Source organism: Streptomyces sp. NBC_01089, assembly GCF_045162975.1.
In the GTDB taxonomy this organism is placed as follows: domain Bacteria; phylum Actinomycetota; class Actinomycetes; order Streptomycetales; family Streptomycetaceae; genus Streptomyces.
In genome coordinates, this window is sequence record NZ_CP108660.1 from 7,419,899 (window position 1) to 7,434,966 (window position 15,068).

General features: G+C 69.3%; 15 protein-coding genes and 2 pseudogenes. 9 read left to right on the forward strand and 8 right to left on the reverse strand.

Translation table 11 applies throughout. The features are described 5' to 3' along the window. Window positions 1-44 precede the first annotated feature (44 nt). The 7 genes from OG510_RS33340 to OG510_RS33370 form a co-directional block, all read right to left on the reverse strand. Entirely contained in the window at window positions 45-854 is an 810-nt protein-coding gene (locus OG510_RS33340) for a maleate cis-trans isomerase (RefSeq protein WP_406141708.1), read from the reverse strand. Window positions 855-866: 12 nt separating this feature from the next. Continuing rightward, entirely contained in the window at window positions 867-1,544 is a 678-nt protein-coding gene (locus OG510_RS33345; protein WP_406141710.1) for a transglutaminase family protein, read from the reverse strand. Window positions 1,545-1,561: 17 nt separating this feature from the next. Beyond that, entirely contained in the window at window positions 1,562-2,680 is a 1,119-nt protein-coding gene (locus OG510_RS33350) for an acyl-CoA dehydrogenase family protein (protein WP_406141711.1), read from the reverse strand. A gap of 106 nt (window positions 2,681-2,786) precedes the next feature. Further along, window positions 2,787-3,161 carry an ectoine synthase gene (locus OG510_RS33355; protein ID WP_406141712.1) on the reverse strand — a complete coding sequence of 125 codons (375 nt, stop codon included), beginning with the start codon at window positions 3,159-3,161 and terminating at the stop codon, window positions 2,787-2,789. Between the two features lie 55 nt (window positions 3,162-3,216). Then, the gene (locus OG510_RS33360) at window positions 3,217-3,486 is read right to left on the reverse strand and encodes an acyl carrier protein (RefSeq protein WP_406141714.1); all 270 of its coding nucleotides are present in this window, start codon (window positions 3,484-3,486) and stop codon (window positions 3,217-3,219) included. Continuing rightward, a complete protein-coding gene (locus OG510_RS33365) occupies window positions 3,483-4,952 on the reverse strand; it encodes an AMP-binding protein (RefSeq protein ID WP_406141716.1) in 1,470 nt (489 codons plus the stop codon). Before OG510_RS33365 ends, OG510_RS33360 begins: the two co-directional genes overlap by 4 nt. Window positions 4,953-5,747: 795 nt before the next feature. Continuing rightward, window positions 5,748-6,197, reverse strand: coding sequence for a MarR family winged helix-turn-helix transcriptional regulator (locus tag OG510_RS33370; RefSeq protein ID WP_406141717.1), 450 nt, complete (start codon window positions 6,195-6,197; stop codon window positions 5,748-5,750). A 141-nt stretch (window positions 6,198-6,338) separates the two neighbouring features. Between OG510_RS33370 and OG510_RS33375 the strand changes: the two genes are divergently transcribed. From OG510_RS33375 to OG510_RS33405, 7 genes are all read left to right on the forward strand, one after another. Then, entirely contained in the window at window positions 6,339-6,824 is a 486-nt protein-coding gene (locus OG510_RS33375) for a nucleoside deaminase (protein WP_406141719.1), read from the forward strand. Continuing rightward, on the forward strand, window positions 6,821-7,471 hold the full coding sequence (locus OG510_RS33380; protein ID WP_406141721.1) for a DsbA family protein: 651 nt from the start codon (window positions 6,821-6,823) through the stop codon (window positions 7,469-7,471). Before OG510_RS33375 ends, OG510_RS33380 begins: the two co-directional genes overlap by 4 nt. A gap of 1 nt (window position 7,472) precedes the next feature. Next, the gene (locus OG510_RS33385) at window positions 7,473-8,468 is read left to right on the forward strand and encodes an FkbO/Hyg5 family chorismatase (protein WP_406141722.1); all 996 of its coding nucleotides are present in this window, start codon (window positions 7,473-7,475) and stop codon (window positions 8,466-8,468) included. After that, on the forward strand, window positions 8,465-9,436 hold the full coding sequence (locus tag OG510_RS33390; RefSeq protein WP_406141724.1) for an LLM class flavin-dependent oxidoreductase: 972 nt from the start codon (window positions 8,465-8,467) through the stop codon (window positions 9,434-9,436). The genes OG510_RS33385 and OG510_RS33390 overlap by 4 nt, the downstream gene beginning before the upstream one ends. Further along, complete coding sequence (locus tag OG510_RS33395) at window positions 9,433-10,677, forward strand: MFS transporter (RefSeq protein ID WP_406141726.1); 1,245 nt, start codon at window positions 9,433-9,435, stop codon at window positions 10,675-10,677. Before OG510_RS33390 ends, OG510_RS33395 begins: the two co-directional genes overlap by 4 nt. 145 nt (window positions 10,678-10,822) lie before the next feature. Further along, complete coding sequence (locus OG510_RS33400) at window positions 10,823-11,143, forward strand: DMT family transporter (RefSeq protein ID WP_406142688.1); 321 nt, start codon at window positions 10,823-10,825, stop codon at window positions 11,141-11,143. Between the two features lie 51 nt (window positions 11,144-11,194). After that, window positions 11,195-11,638 (forward strand): DMT family transporter, encoded by a 444-nt coding sequence (locus OG510_RS33405; RefSeq protein ID WP_406141727.1) that lies wholly within the window; start codon window positions 11,195-11,197, stop codon window positions 11,636-11,638. Window positions 11,639-11,738: 100 nt separating this feature from the next. On the opposite strand, the pseudogene OG510_RS33410 reads toward OG510_RS33405, so the two are convergent. Continuing rightward, window positions 11,739-11,876: pseudogene (locus OG510_RS33410) on the reverse strand (undecaprenyl-diphosphatase); the annotation flags it as partial. Between the two features lie 697 nt (window positions 11,877-12,573). On the opposite strand from OG510_RS33410, the gene OG510_RS33415 reads away from it, so the two are divergent. Then, window positions 12,574-14,157 carry an ATP-binding protein gene (locus OG510_RS33415; protein ID WP_406141729.1) on the forward strand — a complete coding sequence of 528 codons (1,584 nt, stop codon included), beginning with the start codon at window positions 12,574-12,576 and terminating at the stop codon, window positions 14,155-14,157. 303 nt (window positions 14,158-14,460) lie between these two features. Further along, window positions 14,461-14,985, forward strand: a pseudogene (locus OG510_RS33420) (YcnI family protein); the annotation flags it as partial. Between the last annotated feature and the right edge of the window lie 83 nt (window positions 14,986-15,068).

A 15,068-nucleotide genomic window follows, 5' to 3' on the forward strand; every position in this document is an offset into this window, starting at 1 on the left:
CAGCAGTGGTCCAGGGCCCCGTGTCGTACGGCCGACCTGTGGTCCTACCCGTGGTCGTCCCTGGGGTCCGTGGCGAACAGATGCCCGTAGTCGGTGATGCTGTGGGCGGTGCCCGCGGCGCCGGCGAGGTGGAGGGCGTGCCACAGGATCACCTGGTTCGCCGTCAGGACATGGAACCCGAGCTCTCCTTCGAGGGCCTGGATCGTACCGACCGCCCGGATGCCGTTGCCCGCGACGAGGACGGCCTCCGGGCGGTGTGCGGCGACCGTGGTACGGATCCACGCCGACAGGTTGTCCGGGGTGATGGCCTTCTGGTCCGAAGGCAGCCCGCACGGCGCGTGGTGCACGACGTCGTAACCGAACTCGGCGAAGTAGTCGGCCCCTTGGCCCGAGAGTGTGTCGTCGAACCACGGCGGGTTGACCACCGCGATCCGCCGGGCGCCCAGTGAATCGAACGCGGCGCGGGCGGCCTTGGTGGTGCCGGTGATCGGCAGACCACGGGTGACGGGGAGCAGCCGCTCGTACAGATCAGCTTCCCCCGCGGCCTTCAGCGCGTAACTGGAGGAGGTGAAGCCCAGAGTCAGGGCGTGCAGCGGGGAGGCGGCGAGCAGTTCCACGGCCTGGTCCAGATACGGGGCTTCCACGAAGGCCCGCACGGGGTCGTGCGGGATCTTCTCGTCCATCTCGCCGCCCGCCCGCATGGCGGCGAAGTGGATACGCGATCCGTGAATGGAGACGGAAGGCGGGGCGATGGCCTGCAGTTCGGCCTCCGGGCCGACATCGGCGTGCGGCACGACCACACCGATACGGGTCGAGGCGTCCCATCCGTCCATGCGCGGGGGAGTGCTGGGCATATCGGGTCTCTCCTACCGGGCGGTTGCGGACTCGTCGATCAGGCGGCCACCGCGGACGGTGTCCGTACCTGCGGCGTTCAGGAACTTGGGGTGCCTGCGCCGCATCGTGTCGATGACGAAGTCGTAGGGGACGTCGTCGAAGGAGCCGTGCTCCGTGAGGAACTCCATGGAGCCGCCCCCTTCGTCGAAGGGGTGGTAGAGGCTGTCGCTGACTCCGTCGAACTCCAGGGTCCGCATGCCGTACAGCTTGCAGAGAATCTGGTTGAACACCGGTGTGGCCTTGACCCACCTACCGTTCAGATGGACCTCGGTGAGCCCGTGGAAGAACACGTCGCCGCCGATGTGTTCCAGCAGGCGGGGCGAGGCGAGGTGATTGCGTACATCGCTGTACACGAGGCGGGACGGGATACCCAGCGCGCGCACCGCGGCCGCGTACAGCACGGATTTGTGCAGGCAGAAACCCGACTTGGCCGTGACGGTGTGCGATGCCTTGAGGCCGTCGGGGGAGAGGGAGGCGCCGTAGACCTCGTAGAAGACGCCGTCGCGCACCGCGTAGTAGAGCTCGATGGCGTTCGCCGTCCGGTCCGCGGAACGGTCCTTGACGGCATGGTCGACGAAGCCCTGAACCTCGTCGGTCTCGTAATCGAGAAAGGCAGTCGGGCGAGTGAGCCGGTCCGGAGGATTGGTCATGGTGTGACTCCTGTCCGTCAGAGGCCGAGAAGGGCGGCGATGCGGTTGCGCTGGATCTCCGAGGTACCCGAATAGATCGTTCCGGCGATCGAGTTGCGCAGGTCCCGCTCGATGCCGTACTCGGTGAGCACACCGCGGCCGCCGTGGATCTGCACCGCGTCCAGAGCGTTCCGCACATTGGCCTCGGACACGATCGTCTTGGTGGCCGCGAGGTCGAGCGAGGCGTCCTCGCCTGCCTCGACCTTGGCCCCGGTGTCCGAGAGCCACTTGCGGGCCGTCTCCACCCGCATCTTCATGTCCGCGATCTTGTGGGAGATTCCCTGGTAGGAACCGATGGGGCTGCCGAACTGGCGGCGCTCTCCGGCGAAGGCGATGGTCTCCTCCAGCCGCCGGGTCATCTCGCCCAGGGTGAGGGAGAAGCCGAAGAGGACCTCGCGCTTCATCACATGGTCCAGGACCAGGAAGCCGGCGCCTTCCACCCCCACGCGGTGAGTGACCGGGATACGGAGCTCGTCGAAGGACAGTGTGCCGACAGGGCTCGTGCGCAGGCCGATCTTGTCCATCGCCGGGCCTACGGTCAGACCGTGCGCGCCGGCCTCGACGAGCAGTGTGGTGAGGCCGAAGGGGCCCGGCCTGCCGGTGCGGACGTACAGCAGGAAGAGGCCGGCGACCGGGGCGTTGGTGATGAACATCTTCGTGCCGCCGACCACATAGTGATCGCCGTCGCGCCGGGCGACACTGGCCAGGTTCATGGCATCGGAGCCACCGGACTCCTCCGTGATGGCGTGCGCGGTGATCGTGTCACCGGACATGATCCCCGGCAGGTACCGCGCCTTGAGTTCCTGGCTCGCGAACCGCTGCAGCGGCACGCCCACGGACACGATCTGGGTGGAGGCGGAGAACGACACACCCGCGTCACGGGAGGTGTGGCCCAGCCCCTCCAGGGCACGCATGGTCGCGGTGAGACTGTGGCCCGCGCCCCCGAACTCCTCGGAGAAGTGGGTGCGCAGGATGCCGGTCTCCTGGATGACTTTCCATTTGTCGTGGGGGAATTCGCCCGCTGCGTCCAGTTCACTGGTGCGGGCGTTGAGCTGGTCGGACCACGGGGCCGCGAGGTGAAAGAGGTCGTCGGTCAAGGGGAGTCCCTGGGTCGGCGGCTTGAGTGAGTGGTGGGGCAGGGGCCGGGACCCGCCGCCGGTTCCGCGGCGGGTCCCGGGTGGTGGCTGCCGGGCCGGAAGCGGCTCAGTAATGGGAGAACCCGTCCGGGGAGAGGGTGTGCTTCTCGTCGCCGTTGATCGGCGGGTTGAATATCGACACCAGATGGAAGTCCTCGTCGGCGGAGGCCACGAGATAGTGCGGGTCGTGCTGGTCGAGGGCGTAGATGGTGCCTTCGACGATCTTGTGGCGGGTGCCGTCCTGCTCCACGACCTCACCGGAGCCACCGATGCAGTAGCAGGCTTCCAGATGGTTGCGGTACTGCAGCGCGCTCGACGTGCCCTTGCGGACGAGGGTGTCGGCGACGGCGAAACCCATGCCGTCGGACTTGGTCAGGATCCGGTAGCTCAGACCGTTGCCCCACTCGACGGGGGCCACGTCATCGAGGCTGCGGACGATCATTCTCTTCGTTCTCCTTGGATTCGGATGGGTGAGCTGATGAGGGACGGAGGGCTGGTCAGACGGGCGTGGTCGCCGTCGAGTGGGTTCTGATCACGGCGACGACGGCGTCCAGGGTGCGGAAGTGGTCCGGCGCGAACTCGATGGAGTCGACCGGGACTTCGTACGTCTGGGTGATGTGCGAGAGCAGCCGGACCAGACCGAGGCTGTCGATGACACCGGAGTCGATCAGGTCGTAGTCACCGGTCAGATCGGAGGTGTCCTCCCCGGCGAGGAACTCGGCCACGACGTACGCGCGGATCTCATGGGCGATGTCTGTGCTGGTCATGCGTCGGTCTCCTCCATACGGTTCTGTTTGATCAGGTTCCGGTCGGGTTTGCCCGTCGAGGTGCGAGGCAGGGGCCTGTCGGTGAGGTGCACCGAGGACGGAATGGCGTGGCGCGGCAGGTGCCGGCCCGCGTAGGTGCGCAGCCGGAGGCCGGTGAGGCCGGTGTCCGGGCGGCGGGTGACATGTGCGTGGATACGGACGCCGGCCTGCGGATCCGGCAGCGGCACGACCACGGCCTCCGCCACATCGGGGTGGGCCGCGATGACGTTCTCCACCTCCTGCAGATTCGTCCGCACCCCCCTGACCTTGACGTGCCAGTCGGCGCGGCCTTCGAGGTGAAACAGACCCTCGGCGGTGCGGGTGACGATGTCCCCGGTGCGGTAGAAGACACGGCCTTCCCGGTGGGTGAAGGCCGCGCTGTTCAGGTCCTGGCGCAGATATCCGGCGGTCTGGAACGGAGTGGACACCAGGAGTTCGCCCGTCCCGGCCGAGCCGATGAGTCCGCCGTCGGCGGCCAGGACCAGGGCCTCGCTGCCGCGCAGGGGCCGGCCGATGGGGATGGGTCCGTCCACGGCAGCGGGATCGAAGCGGTGGATGAAGGAGTCGTTGGTCTCGGTGCAGCCGAACACGTTGTGGAAGGCGGCGTTGGGGAAGGCGGCGGCGACCGGGGCGAGGAGCCCGGCCGGCGGGCTGTCGCCCGTGAGGACGACGTTGCGTACCGCGGGGAAGGAACCGCCGTGGTCGAGCAGCAGCCGGTACACCATCGGCACCCCCTGCACGAAGGTGACGTGGTGCCGTACGGCGAGCGACGCCAGGTGCGCGGCATCAGTCGCCCGCTGCTGGTCCACGAGGACGATGCAGGCGCCGAGCCGGAGAAAGGTCCAGATGTCGAGCAGGGCGAGGTCGAAGTTGAGGGGCGCGTACGACAGGGCGGTCTCGGCGGCGGACAGGGCGAACTCGGCGGTGGCCCAGTCGGTGAAGGCGTCGAACCCGGCTGCCTCGATGGGAACGATCTTCGGGGTCCCGGTCGAGCCAGATGTGGTGAGCAGCAGACAGGTCCGCGCCGGGTCCGGTGCCGAGAATCCCTCGGCCGCGGTCTCGTCCGCCTGTACCGGTACTGCGGTGAGCAGGCCCTCACCGGTCGCGGTGAGCAGGTGGGAGACCCGTGCCTGGTGCGCGAGGCGTTCGAGTGCGGCCTGTCCCAGGCCGGGGGAGGGGGTGAGGGCCACATGGTCCTCGTGCATGAGGGCCAGCAGCAGCGCGATGGTGGGTGGTGTCTTGTGCGCCGGCACGCAGACGGTGCTGCCCTTCGGAAGGTTCAGCTCCAGCAGCTGACTGCGCAGACTTTCGGTCAGGCCGTTCAGCTGACCGTATGTGACGGTTCGGTCGTTGAAGTGGAGTGCGATGAGGTGGGGCCGGTGAGAGGCGTGGACGGCGATGGTCTCGGCCAGGCGAGGGGATGGCACGGCGGGATCCTTGAGGTTGGCTCAGGCACCTGCGAAAGGTGCCGCTCGACTGTTCGAATCTTGCGGTGTCCGGGCTGAAGGTATCCCGATCGATCCATGCTTGGTCAAGCATCCATTTGGTTCACTGGTAGTGACCTGGATCACTGAGTAGATGCATGTGCAGGAAGATTCTTTGACCGGATTGTGCGCCTCCGGGAGGCCGGTGATGCCGTGCCTGCCGTCCGGATAACCGGGGTGCCCGGACAGTGCCCGAGGTGATGCGCCCGGCTCGGGGCGCGGTGCCGGAGGCGCCGTCATTCCGCTTGTCCGGGCCGCCGGGCCGGGTCCGGGCGCGCCTTCCCGTGCGTACGCCTTCCCAAGTTTTTACTCTGGGGCGAGCCGCTTTTTCCGGCCGTCGAGCCGCTGGGGCAAGGGGGGTGCGGGTCGGGTGCTCCGCGAGGGTGGGAGAGCTGAGGTGTGCCGCGGGGAGGGAAGGGAGGTGCGGTCCCGCCATCGGCGGACCGTCGTCACGGGGGTCGCTGGGGCGTATCGGCGGGCTGCCGCGGGGGTCGTGTCTCAGGCGGATCCAGGCATGCCGCTGTGTCGTCATGGGTGGCGGCCGACCGCGTGGCGGTCCGCGTCGCCGGGGGCCTCGGTGGCGGCGAGGGCGAAGCCCGGATGTATCCGGCGGGGCGCACCGGCCAGGGCCCCGGCGCCGGGCGGCGCACACCCGTCGGGGGCTTGAAAGCCGTGGGAGCAGGGGGGGTTGAGGGGGGTGCGCGGCGCCAGGGGTATGTGACCGGTGGTGCGGTCGGCTCAGCTGTGGGTCGCGCGCAGGGACTGGACCGTGGGGCCCAGTTCGGGGTCGGCCGTGAAGGTGTTGAGCGCGGAGGAGAGGACTTCCGTGTAGCTGACGCGTGCCGCCTGGTACCGCTCACGCCCCTCGTCCGTGATGACGGCGTAGACGCCGCGCTTGTCCGACGGACACAGGTCCTTGTACGCGAAGCCGGCGGTCTCCAGCCGGCCCACGAGGCGGGTCACCGACGACTGGCCCAGGCCGACCTTGTCGGCCAGGTCCTGCATGCGCAGCTCGCTCGTGGAGGAGTGGTGCAGGTGTTCCAGGGACCGGTATTCCGAGAGGCCGATCCCGTGCCGCCGCTGCAGGGCCAGGGACAGTTCACGCTCCACATGCGCATGCAGGGCGAGCACGCGATTCCATACGGCGTGGTCGGATGTGCGCTGGGATGTGAGGTGTGAAGCCGCCATAAGAGCGTCCTTTTCGGGCCGGTGTTTGACACCAAGGTACATGCTCATGCAAGCTCTTGCTCAACCCCCGGATCATTCACCCCGGGACCCGCCCATGTTGTTGCTCGTACATGCAACTAACTGGACCAAGGACTGACCGCCATGCAGATCCAGTCACCCGATGGCCTCACCCCTCATCTGGAGGAAGCGGTCCGTATCAGCCGCGAGCACGTCGCCGAGGGCGGCATCCCCTTCTCCGGCATCGTCGTGCGTGACGGCCGGGTCCTGGGTACCGGCTTCAACCGGGTCCACGAGGACGACGACCCGACCGCCCACGCCGAAGTCGTCGCCCTGCGTGCTGCGGCCGGGAAGGCGGGCCGGTTCGCCGTGGCCGGGTCGACGCTGATCGCCTCGGGCGAGCCCTGCGCCCTGTGCTACATGGCCGCCCTCTACTTCAACGTCGGACACATCGTGTTCGCCGCCGACCGCGGGACCGCGGCTGCCTACGGCTTCGACTACGCCGGCTCGTACTCCATCTTCTCCAACGACCCCACCACATGGCCGCTCAAGGTGACGCACGCCCCGATCGAAGGGCACGAAGTGCCGTTCCAGGAGTTCCTGACCGGTCAGAAAGGCCATCCGCGATGAGTGACCCGGTGAAGATCCAGATCTGGTCCGATTACGTCTGTCCCTTCTGCATGCTGGCCGAGGGACCGCTGGAGGAGGCGACGAAGGACCTCGGCGCCGACATCGAGATCGAATGGAAGCCCTTCGAGCTCCGGCCCCACCCCCAGCCCACCCTCCGCCCGGAGGACGACTACCTGCCCAGCATCTGGCAGCGCGCCGTCTACCCCATGGCCCGCCGTCTGGGCGTCGGGATCACCCTGCCCACCGTGTCCCCGCAGCCCTACACCCGGCTCGCCTTCGAGGGCTATCAGTACGCGGCCGAGCAGGGCAGGGGAACCGAGTACACCCGCCGTATGTTCCGTGCCTTCTTCCAGGAGGACCAGGACCTCGGGCGGCCGGATGTGCTCACCGCTCTCGCCGGCGAAATCGGCCTGGACACCGACGAGTTCCGTGCCGTCCTGGACGACGGCACCTACCGCGGCGCACACGAGGACGCCCTGCGGGAGGCCGCGGCCCACCGCATCCAGTCCGTCCCCACCTTCCTCATCGGCGACACCCGTATCGAAGGTGTCCCGCGCACCGAACAGTTGCGCAAGGCGATCCTCGACGCGCAGGCCGGCCAGGACATCGTCCACGGCGCCGCCTGTGGCACCGAAGGCGGCTGCTGACATGAGCATCCGCGCCCACTTCACCCCTGCCGGGGAGACTGCGCGTTCCGGCCATGACCGGCATGTCCTGGCCACCGTCACCTACGGCGACACCGCCCGCCTCACGCGCACCGCGCAGGGCCACCCCGACCTGGCCGTCCCGATGACCGTGACCGGCGGCGACGCCTTCCGCGAGGTGTGGACCGTGGCCGGCCGGCCACGCTGGACCCTGCGCGAGGACCACGCCTACGCCCATGACGGGCAGTACCTCTTCGTCGCCGGACTCCTCCCGGAGCAGGGCGTCTACACCCCACCGGTCCGCGGCCTGTACGAGAGGGTCTTCGCGCTCGTCAACCACCTCGACTACCAGCACATCTTCCGGATGTGGAACTTCGTCGGCGACATCATCGGCACCAACGCCGACGGCATGGAGATCTACCAGGACTTCGTCCAGGGCCGCGCCCAGGCGTTCCACACCTATCTGGGCAGTGGCACCGCCCAGTTGCCCGCTGCCACCGGCATCGGCACCCAGGGCCGCGGCATCGCCTTCTCCCTGCTCGCCGTCAGGGGAGGAACACCCCGGCACCTGGAGAACAGCCGCCAGACCGCCGCCTACCACTATCCCGGCCGGTACGGTCCCAAGCCGCCGAGCTTCGCCCGCGCCACCGTGCTCGACGACACGCTCTACGTCTCCGGCACCGCGTCCATAGTCGGCCACGAAACGGTCCACCACGGCGACATACGGCGCCAGACCCACGAAACGCTCGACAACATCGCCCATCTCGTGTCCCGCGAGAACCTCACCGCCCAGGGCGTCGACGCGGGCCACGAGCTCAAGAACCTCCGGGTGCCCAAGGTGTACGTACGGCACGCGAACGACATCCCGGCGGTCCGCGCGGTATGCGAGGAGAGACTCGGCGCCGGCGTCGAGGTGAAGTACCTCAACGTCGCCGTCTGCCGCAGAGACCTCCTCGTCGAGATCGAGGGCATCGTCCCCGGGCGGGAGTGGGAGCGGTGACCGGCCTCAAGGTGGGCATCGTGCTGCCCGGACGCGAGTCCGTCATCGACGACAGCCCCTACCCCGCGCACCTCGCCTCGATCGCGGCCCTGGCCGAGAGCTGCGGCTTCGACTCCGTGTGGGCCGGTGAATCCCCCCTCGCCCGAGCGCGGATAAACCCTCTGCTCGCGCTCACCGCCGCCGCGGCGGTCACCGAACGCCTGCAGCTGGGGACCGCCGTCCTCCTGCCGCTGCGCGCGCCCGTCCACCTGGCCCATGAACTCGCCTGCCTCGACCGGATCTCCGGCGGCCGGCTCATCGTAGGTGTCGGATCCGGCTTCGCCTCGCCGGCCACCGCGCGCGAATTCGCCAACTACGGCCTCGACTTCACCACCCGGTCTGCCCGGATGCGGGAGACCGCCGAGATCTGCCAGGCCCTGTGGGCGGCCCGGGGCGAGCCCGTCTCCTACGAAGGACGGCACTACCGGCTGGCGGACGCCGCCCTGCTGCCCCGTACGCACCACCCCGACGGCCCCCCGCTGTGGATCGCCCACTCAGGCCCCACGATGCTCCAGCGCACGGGCAACAGGTTCGACGGCTGGATGCCCACCTCCACGACCCCCGAGAAGTACGGCGAGGGCTGGGACCGGGTCACCGCGGCGCGCCAGGAGGCGGGCCGCCCCGCCGGTGAGGTCACCGGCGCCGTCTATCTCTCCGTGGCCGTCAACCGCTCCCGCCGGCAGGCCGAGGACACCCTGTGGTCCTACTTCCGCGCCTACTACGACCTTCCGCTCACCACCATGCGCACCACACAGGGCATTTTCGGCGGCACTCCGCAGCAGGCCGCCGACTGGCTCACGCAGTACATCAAGAACGGCGCCCGCCACCTGATCCTGCGCCTTCCCACCGACGAGCTGACGGAGGCCGGCTACCGCACCGCGGTGCAACGGACAGCAGACGAACTGCTCCCGCTCCTCCGCGGCCTGTGAACGGCGCGCTCCGGGCACGGCCCTGGGAGGTATGGGCAGCGGCCTGGCCCATCACCGTCGTGTTCACGCTGTCCAATATCCCGACGCCACTGCTCGGCCTCTGGCAGGACCGCATCGGTTTCTCCACCGGCACGACGACCGTCATCTTCGCCGCCTACATCGGCGGTCTGCTCCTCGTCCTGCCCTTCACCGGCACCCTGGCCGACCGGTACGGCAGCCGCCGGGTCCTGCTGCCCGCCCTCACCGCCGCCCTCGTCTCCTGCGCACTGTTCATGACAGCCACCCATGTCCTCACCCTGATCGTCGCCCGCGTCCTCACCGGCGTGGCCGTCGGCGCCGCGCTCTCGGCCGGTACCGCGGCGGTCGCCCACGTCGGCGGACCCGCGCGTCGTCCGCAGGCTGCCCTCGCCGCGTCCGTCGCCATCGGCATCGGACTCGCCGGCGGACCCCTGCTCGGCGGCGGCGTCTCGCAGTACTGGCCCGCCCCCACCGTGACCGCGTTCGCGATCGAAGGGGTGCTGCTCCTGTCGGCTCTGCCGGTCGTGTACGGACTCCGGCCGTCCCTCGCGCGCCCCGCCGGCCACCCGGCTCCCACAGGATGGCTGCGCCTTCCTTCGGTCCCGCGCGCCAACCGGCGTGGCCTCGCCGAAAGCCTCCTGGCCTACGCCCCCGGCATGACAGGAACATCCCTCCTGCTCGCCCTGGGCCCGACCCTGCTCGCCGCACTTCTGCACACCACCAACCGCCTGACGACCGGCGGGATCAGCTTCCTGATGTTCGGGGCATCGACCGGAATCCAGTTTGCGGTCAAGAGATTTCCGGTGCACCGGATTCTCACCATCGCGGGGATCACCACCGGGACCGCCATGCTCGCCGTGGCCGTCGCTGTCCGCGCTCACTCCCTGAGCTGTCTGGCCGTCGCGGCGATCCTCGCGGGCACCGGCCAGGGCATGGGCCAGTACGGCGGCTTCTCACGGCTGGGCGCCGAAGTGGCCCCTGCCCGCCTCGCCGAGGCCAACGCGGCGCTCAGCGCGGGCGGTTACCTGTTCGCCGGCCTCATGCCCATCCTCACCGGCTATCTGAGCGACGCCGCCGGAGTCGCCACCTCGTCCACGGTCGTCACGGCTCTGACCGCCGCCGCGGCCTTCGCGGGAGCGGGACGGATCCACACGGCACGCTCCTCAAGGCTTCCCGGGGGCGCTGCTCCCGTACGGCACCGCTCCCACGAGCGGCGCACCTGAAATCTCCTGGTGGGCCACCGGCACATTCTCCGCGCGGGCCCACCAGGTACCGACCGGGCCCGGCCCGTTCATGTGGCACATGGCACGTGGGATTCCACAACGGGCCGACCCCGCACCCCAGTTGTTCACCGACGAAAGGACCGTCATGCAGTGGCTCTACCTCGCCATCGCCGTCGTCTTCGAGATCACCGTCGCCATCGCGGCCGGCAAGGCCGAAGGCTTCAAGAACCGCGGCTGGACTGCCACGACGCTGGCCAGCGGCGCCATCGGGACGTACTTCCTCAGCCGGGCGCTGCTGACCTTCGACGTCGGCGTCGGCTACGCCATCTGGACGTCCGTGGCCGGTATCGGCATCACCGTTCTCGGGGCCGTCCTCTTCGGCCAGCGTCTGGACTGGCGCAAGGCGCTCGGTATCGCCGTCATCATCGCCGGGGTCGTCGGCCTCCAGCTCAGCGGCGCCGCCTGAACATCCCCCCCGTCATCTCTCCGACCGACTCCTGCGAAAGGACCCGCTCCCATGTCCGACGACACAGCCCGCAACTCCACCAGCTCCACCAACTCCTGGCTCATGCTTCTCCTGGCCGGAGTATTCGAGATCGGCTACGCGCTCTCCGTCGGCGGCAGCCACGGCTTCACCCGTCTGACGTGGTCGCTCGTCGCCGTCGTGTTCTTCCTGCTGACGCTGTACGCCCTCAGCGTCGCGCTGCGGACCATCGAGATGAGCATCGGCTACGCCGTGTGGGCGGGAATCGGGGCCGTCGGCGCGGCCGCGCTCGGTCCTGTCTTCTTCGACGAGACCCTCACCCTGGCCCAGACCCTGTGGCTGGCCGTGATCATCGCCGGAGTGGTCTGGCTCAAGCTCGCCGACCGGCCGCGCGGCACCGCGCGGCCCGTCGACGACCCGCAGGGCGCCCAGGCGCTCGCCGACAGGGCGCGGGACCGCCAGAGCGCCGGGCACTGACGACGGATCGCGCCGGCCGGACGGTGACGTGAGGAGATCCCGTACGGGGCGGTGCCGTGGCTGACGCGGTATCCGGCCCGTACGGCCCGCGCGCCGGGCCTCACCCCCCGGCCGGCCCCGCGTCCGGGCTCAGCACTCCCGTACCCACCAGGAAGAACAGGGTGACGCCCAGCAGGATCCGGTAGACCACGAACGGCATGAAGCTCTTCGACGAGATGAACTTCATGAACGAAACTATGTCGACGTGTCCTGAGCGGCTTTGACCTGCTGGTTTCCACCACTTTTCAAGATCGAATGGAAGAGCAGTGGGAGATGACGCCTTTCCAGTGCCCTCCCTCGCCGACCACGAACGGCGCAGCCGCCTGCTTTGCAGCGAATCGGCAAACTCCTGCTCCATGGTCAGGGCAACGTGCGAGTGGAGACCATCCACGCCGGCGACCTCGCGGCCCATGCGGGTCTCCACGGTGATGCGACTGTGTCGATCTTCATCCAGCCACTCCTTGCCGCCGTGACGAAGCAGGTACAGCCGCTTTCCGGCGTTCGTGGTCGCGGGGGACCGGCCCCTGACCCGCGGCCAAACTGTCCAACAAGGCACTGGCCGCAGTGCGCGCCTCGGTCGGTCACCAGCCCGGATGAGATCTTCGGCAAGGGCAGGATGCATGAGGCCGACTGGGACGACAGCGGTGCCCCGGATGAGCTGATCGGCACGCGAAGAGCTGTGCCGCGGTGACCTGCGTGCCCTGGCGGTCGCCCGAGGCGCTCCAGCGGTCACCGCACCCCAGCGGGCGCTGGCCGCGTTTCTGCGTCTGCCCGCCGGGTGATCCCCGCACCGGGGCACCGCTGCTCTGGCACTCGTGCCCGTACGGGGCGGTGTAGCCGGTGGTCGGGTGCACGGTCGCCTCAGGTTGTCGGTGCCGTCGGCTAGCGTGCGCGGTATGCGCTACTTCAATACGGCCGGGCCGTGCGTCCCCACGCGTCACTACATGGTGCCAGCCCAAGAGCGGCTGCCCAGGGCCCGCGGGTACATCGAGCAGGGTCAGTACTTCGTGGTGCACGCGCCACGGCAGACCGGGAAGACGACGGTGCTGGCGGCGATGGCCCGGGAACTGACGGCCTCGGGCCGGTACGCGGCGCTGCACTTCTCGTGCGAGAGCGCGGAGGTGGCCGGGGAGGACTACGGCCAGGCCGAGCTGCTGGTGCTGGAGGCGATTCGGCGGTCCGCGGAGTCCGCTGGGCTTCCTGATGAGCTCGCGCCCCCCGCATCCTGGCCCGACGCGGTGCCCGGGTCCCGGCTCACCCGGGGGCTGGCTGAGTGGGTGCGGAGCTGTCCGCGTCCGCTGGTGCTGTTCTTCGACGAGATCGACGCGCTGCGGGGGGAGAGCCTGCGCAGTGTGCTGCGCCAGTTGCGCGATGGCTTCACTGTCAGCCGTGGCGGCTTCCCGCATGCGGTGGTGCTGTGCGGGCTGCGGGATGTGCGTGACTACAAGGCGGCCTCGGGCGGGGATCCGGGGCGCCTTGGTACGTCGAGTCCGTTCAACATCAAGGTGGCGTCGCTACGGTTGGGCGACTTCACCGAGGCCGAGGTCGCCGAGCTGTACGGGCAGCACACCACGCAGACGGGCCAGGATTTCACGGTGGATGCGCTGGAGTGTGCCTTCCGCTTTACCCAGGGACAACCGTGGCTGGTCAACGCGCTGGCCCGGGAGGTCGTCGAGGAGATGGGGGTGCCGTCTGACACGCCGATCACGGCCGAGCACATGGAGGAGGCGAAGGAGCGGCTGATCCTGGCGCGTGCGACGCATCTGGACTCGCTGGCCGCCAGGTTGGGCGAGGACCGGGTGCGGCGGGTGATCCAGCCGGTGATCGCGGGCGAGCTGCTCCTGCCGACGGACACGTACGACGACGATCTGGCGTACGTGCGCGACCTGGGGCTGGTCGCTCCGGACGCGCCGGTGCGAGTGGCCAATCCGATCTACCAGGAGGTCATTGTCCGGGTCCTGGGAAACAACACGGAAGGCCAGGTCGTCGCCGCCCCGAGCAGCTTCCGGCTGCCGGACGGCCGGATCGACATGGACAAGCTGCTGCGCTCCTTCGCCGAGTTCTGGCGGGAGAACGGCGAGATCCTGGCCACCGCCTCGACCTACCCGGAGGCCGCAGCACAGCTGGTGATGATGGCTTACCTGCACCGGATCGTGAACGGGGCGGGTTTCATCGACCGGGAGTACGGGGTCGGCCGACGGCGCGTGGACCTGCTGATCCGCCAGCCGTACACCGCTGCCGACGGTTCGCGGGCGGTGCAGCGCGAGGCGCTGGAACTGAAGGTGTGGCGCCAGGGCCGCAGCGACCCCCTCGCCGAGGGGCTGGCACAGTTGGACGACTACCTGGACCGCATGGAGCTGTCCACGGGCACCCTCGTCGTCTTCGACACCCGCCCGAAGGCAGCCCCGGTCCACGAGCGCACCGCCTTCTCGCAGCAGACCACGCCCTCCGGGCGCACCGCCACCCTGCTGCGCGCCTGACGGCCGGGAGACCTCAGCCAGGAGCGCCCCCGGGTCTTCCTCCTGTGGCCGTGTTCCCGGAGCACACGGGTTCGGTGCGGGAGCCGAGATCTTCGGTGCCCAGTACGCGTCGTGCCCGGCCACCCGGGTCACTGGTGGCTGGCCTGCGACGTGTCGAACGACGGCATCGCCTGCAGACACTGCAACAGCGGCGGAGCCCGCTACAACGGTGTCCGGGAAGGCCGCGCCAAGGGCAGCCAGTTCCCAGTCATAGGCGGTACCCGCCCCCGCGCATCAGCCGACGGCCTGGACCGCGAACAGCCGCTGCTCCTGGACCCAGCCACGCTGCGCCGCGCCGGCGCCGTCACCGCTCTCGCCGCGGCCGGAGTCCTGGCCGCCGCGGGCATCGCCTCCGCGCACGTCACCATCCACCCCGACAGCTACCCCAAGGGCGCCACCGACGGCGTCCTGACCTTCCGCGTCCCCAACGGGGAGGACACCGCCTCCACCACCAAGGTCCAGGTCTTCCTGCCCACCGACCACCCCGTCCTCGGCGTCCTCGTCTCCCCGCGCGACGGCTGGAGCGCCAAGGTCACGAACACGAAGCTCAAGACGCCGGTCAAGACCGACGACGGCACCATCACCGACGCCGTCTCCGAGATCACCTGGACCGGCGGCAAGATCGACCCCGGGCACTACGAGGACTTCGACGTCGCCTTCGGGCAGCTGCCCGAGGACACCGACCAGCTGACCTTCAAAACGCTCCAGACCTACTCCGACGGCAAGACCGTCCGCTGGATCGAGGAGGCTGCGCAGGGCGACGATGAGCCGGAGAACCCGGCCCCGCTCTCAGAGGGCGGGTTGTGAGTCTCTGTCCGGTTCGCCTTTGCGTCGGGATCGGGTGTGGCCGATGGCACGGATTGATGGGGTCC

Bases quoted from the DNA above. Each gene is read 5' to 3' on its own strand.
- OG510_RS33340 (WP_406141708.1), bottom strand. From the start codon at position 854: ATGCCCAGCACTCCCCCGCGCATGGACGGATGGGACGCCTCGACCCGT.
- OG510_RS33405 (WP_406141727.1), top strand. From the start codon at position 11,195: ATGTCCGACGACACAGCCCGCAACTCCACCAGCTCCACCAACTCCTGG.
- OG510_RS33375 (WP_406141719.1), top strand. From the start codon at position 6,339: ATGCAGATCCAGTCACCCGATGGCCTCACCCCTCATCTGGAGGAAGCG.
- OG510_RS33370 (WP_406141717.1), bottom strand. From the start codon at position 6,197: ATGGCGGCTTCACACCTCACATCCCAGCGCACATCCGACCACGCCGTA.
- OG510_RS33400 (WP_406142688.1), top strand. From the start codon at position 10,823: ATGCAGTGGCTCTACCTCGCCATCGCCGTCGTCTTCGAGATCACCGTC.
- OG510_RS33385 (WP_406141722.1), top strand. From the start codon at position 7,473: ATGAGCATCCGCGCCCACTTCACCCCTGCCGGGGAGACTGCGCGTTCC.
- OG510_RS33355 (WP_406141712.1), bottom strand. From the start codon at position 3,161: ATGATCGTCCGCAGCCTCGATGACGTGGCCCCCGTCGAGTGGGGCAAC.
- OG510_RS33415 (WP_406141729.1), top strand. From the start codon at position 12,574: ATGCGCTACTTCAATACGGCCGGGCCGTGCGTCCCCACGCGTCACTAC.
- OG510_RS33360 (WP_406141714.1), bottom strand. From the start codon at position 3,486: ATGACCAGCACAGACATCGCCCATGAGATCCGCGCGTACGTCGTGGCC.
- OG510_RS33345 (WP_406141710.1), bottom strand. From the start codon at position 1,544: ATGACCAATCCTCCGGACCGGCTCACTCGCCCGACTGCCTTTCTCGAT.
- OG510_RS33380 (WP_406141721.1), top strand. From the start codon at position 6,821: ATGAGTGACCCGGTGAAGATCCAGATCTGGTCCGATTACGTCTGTCCC.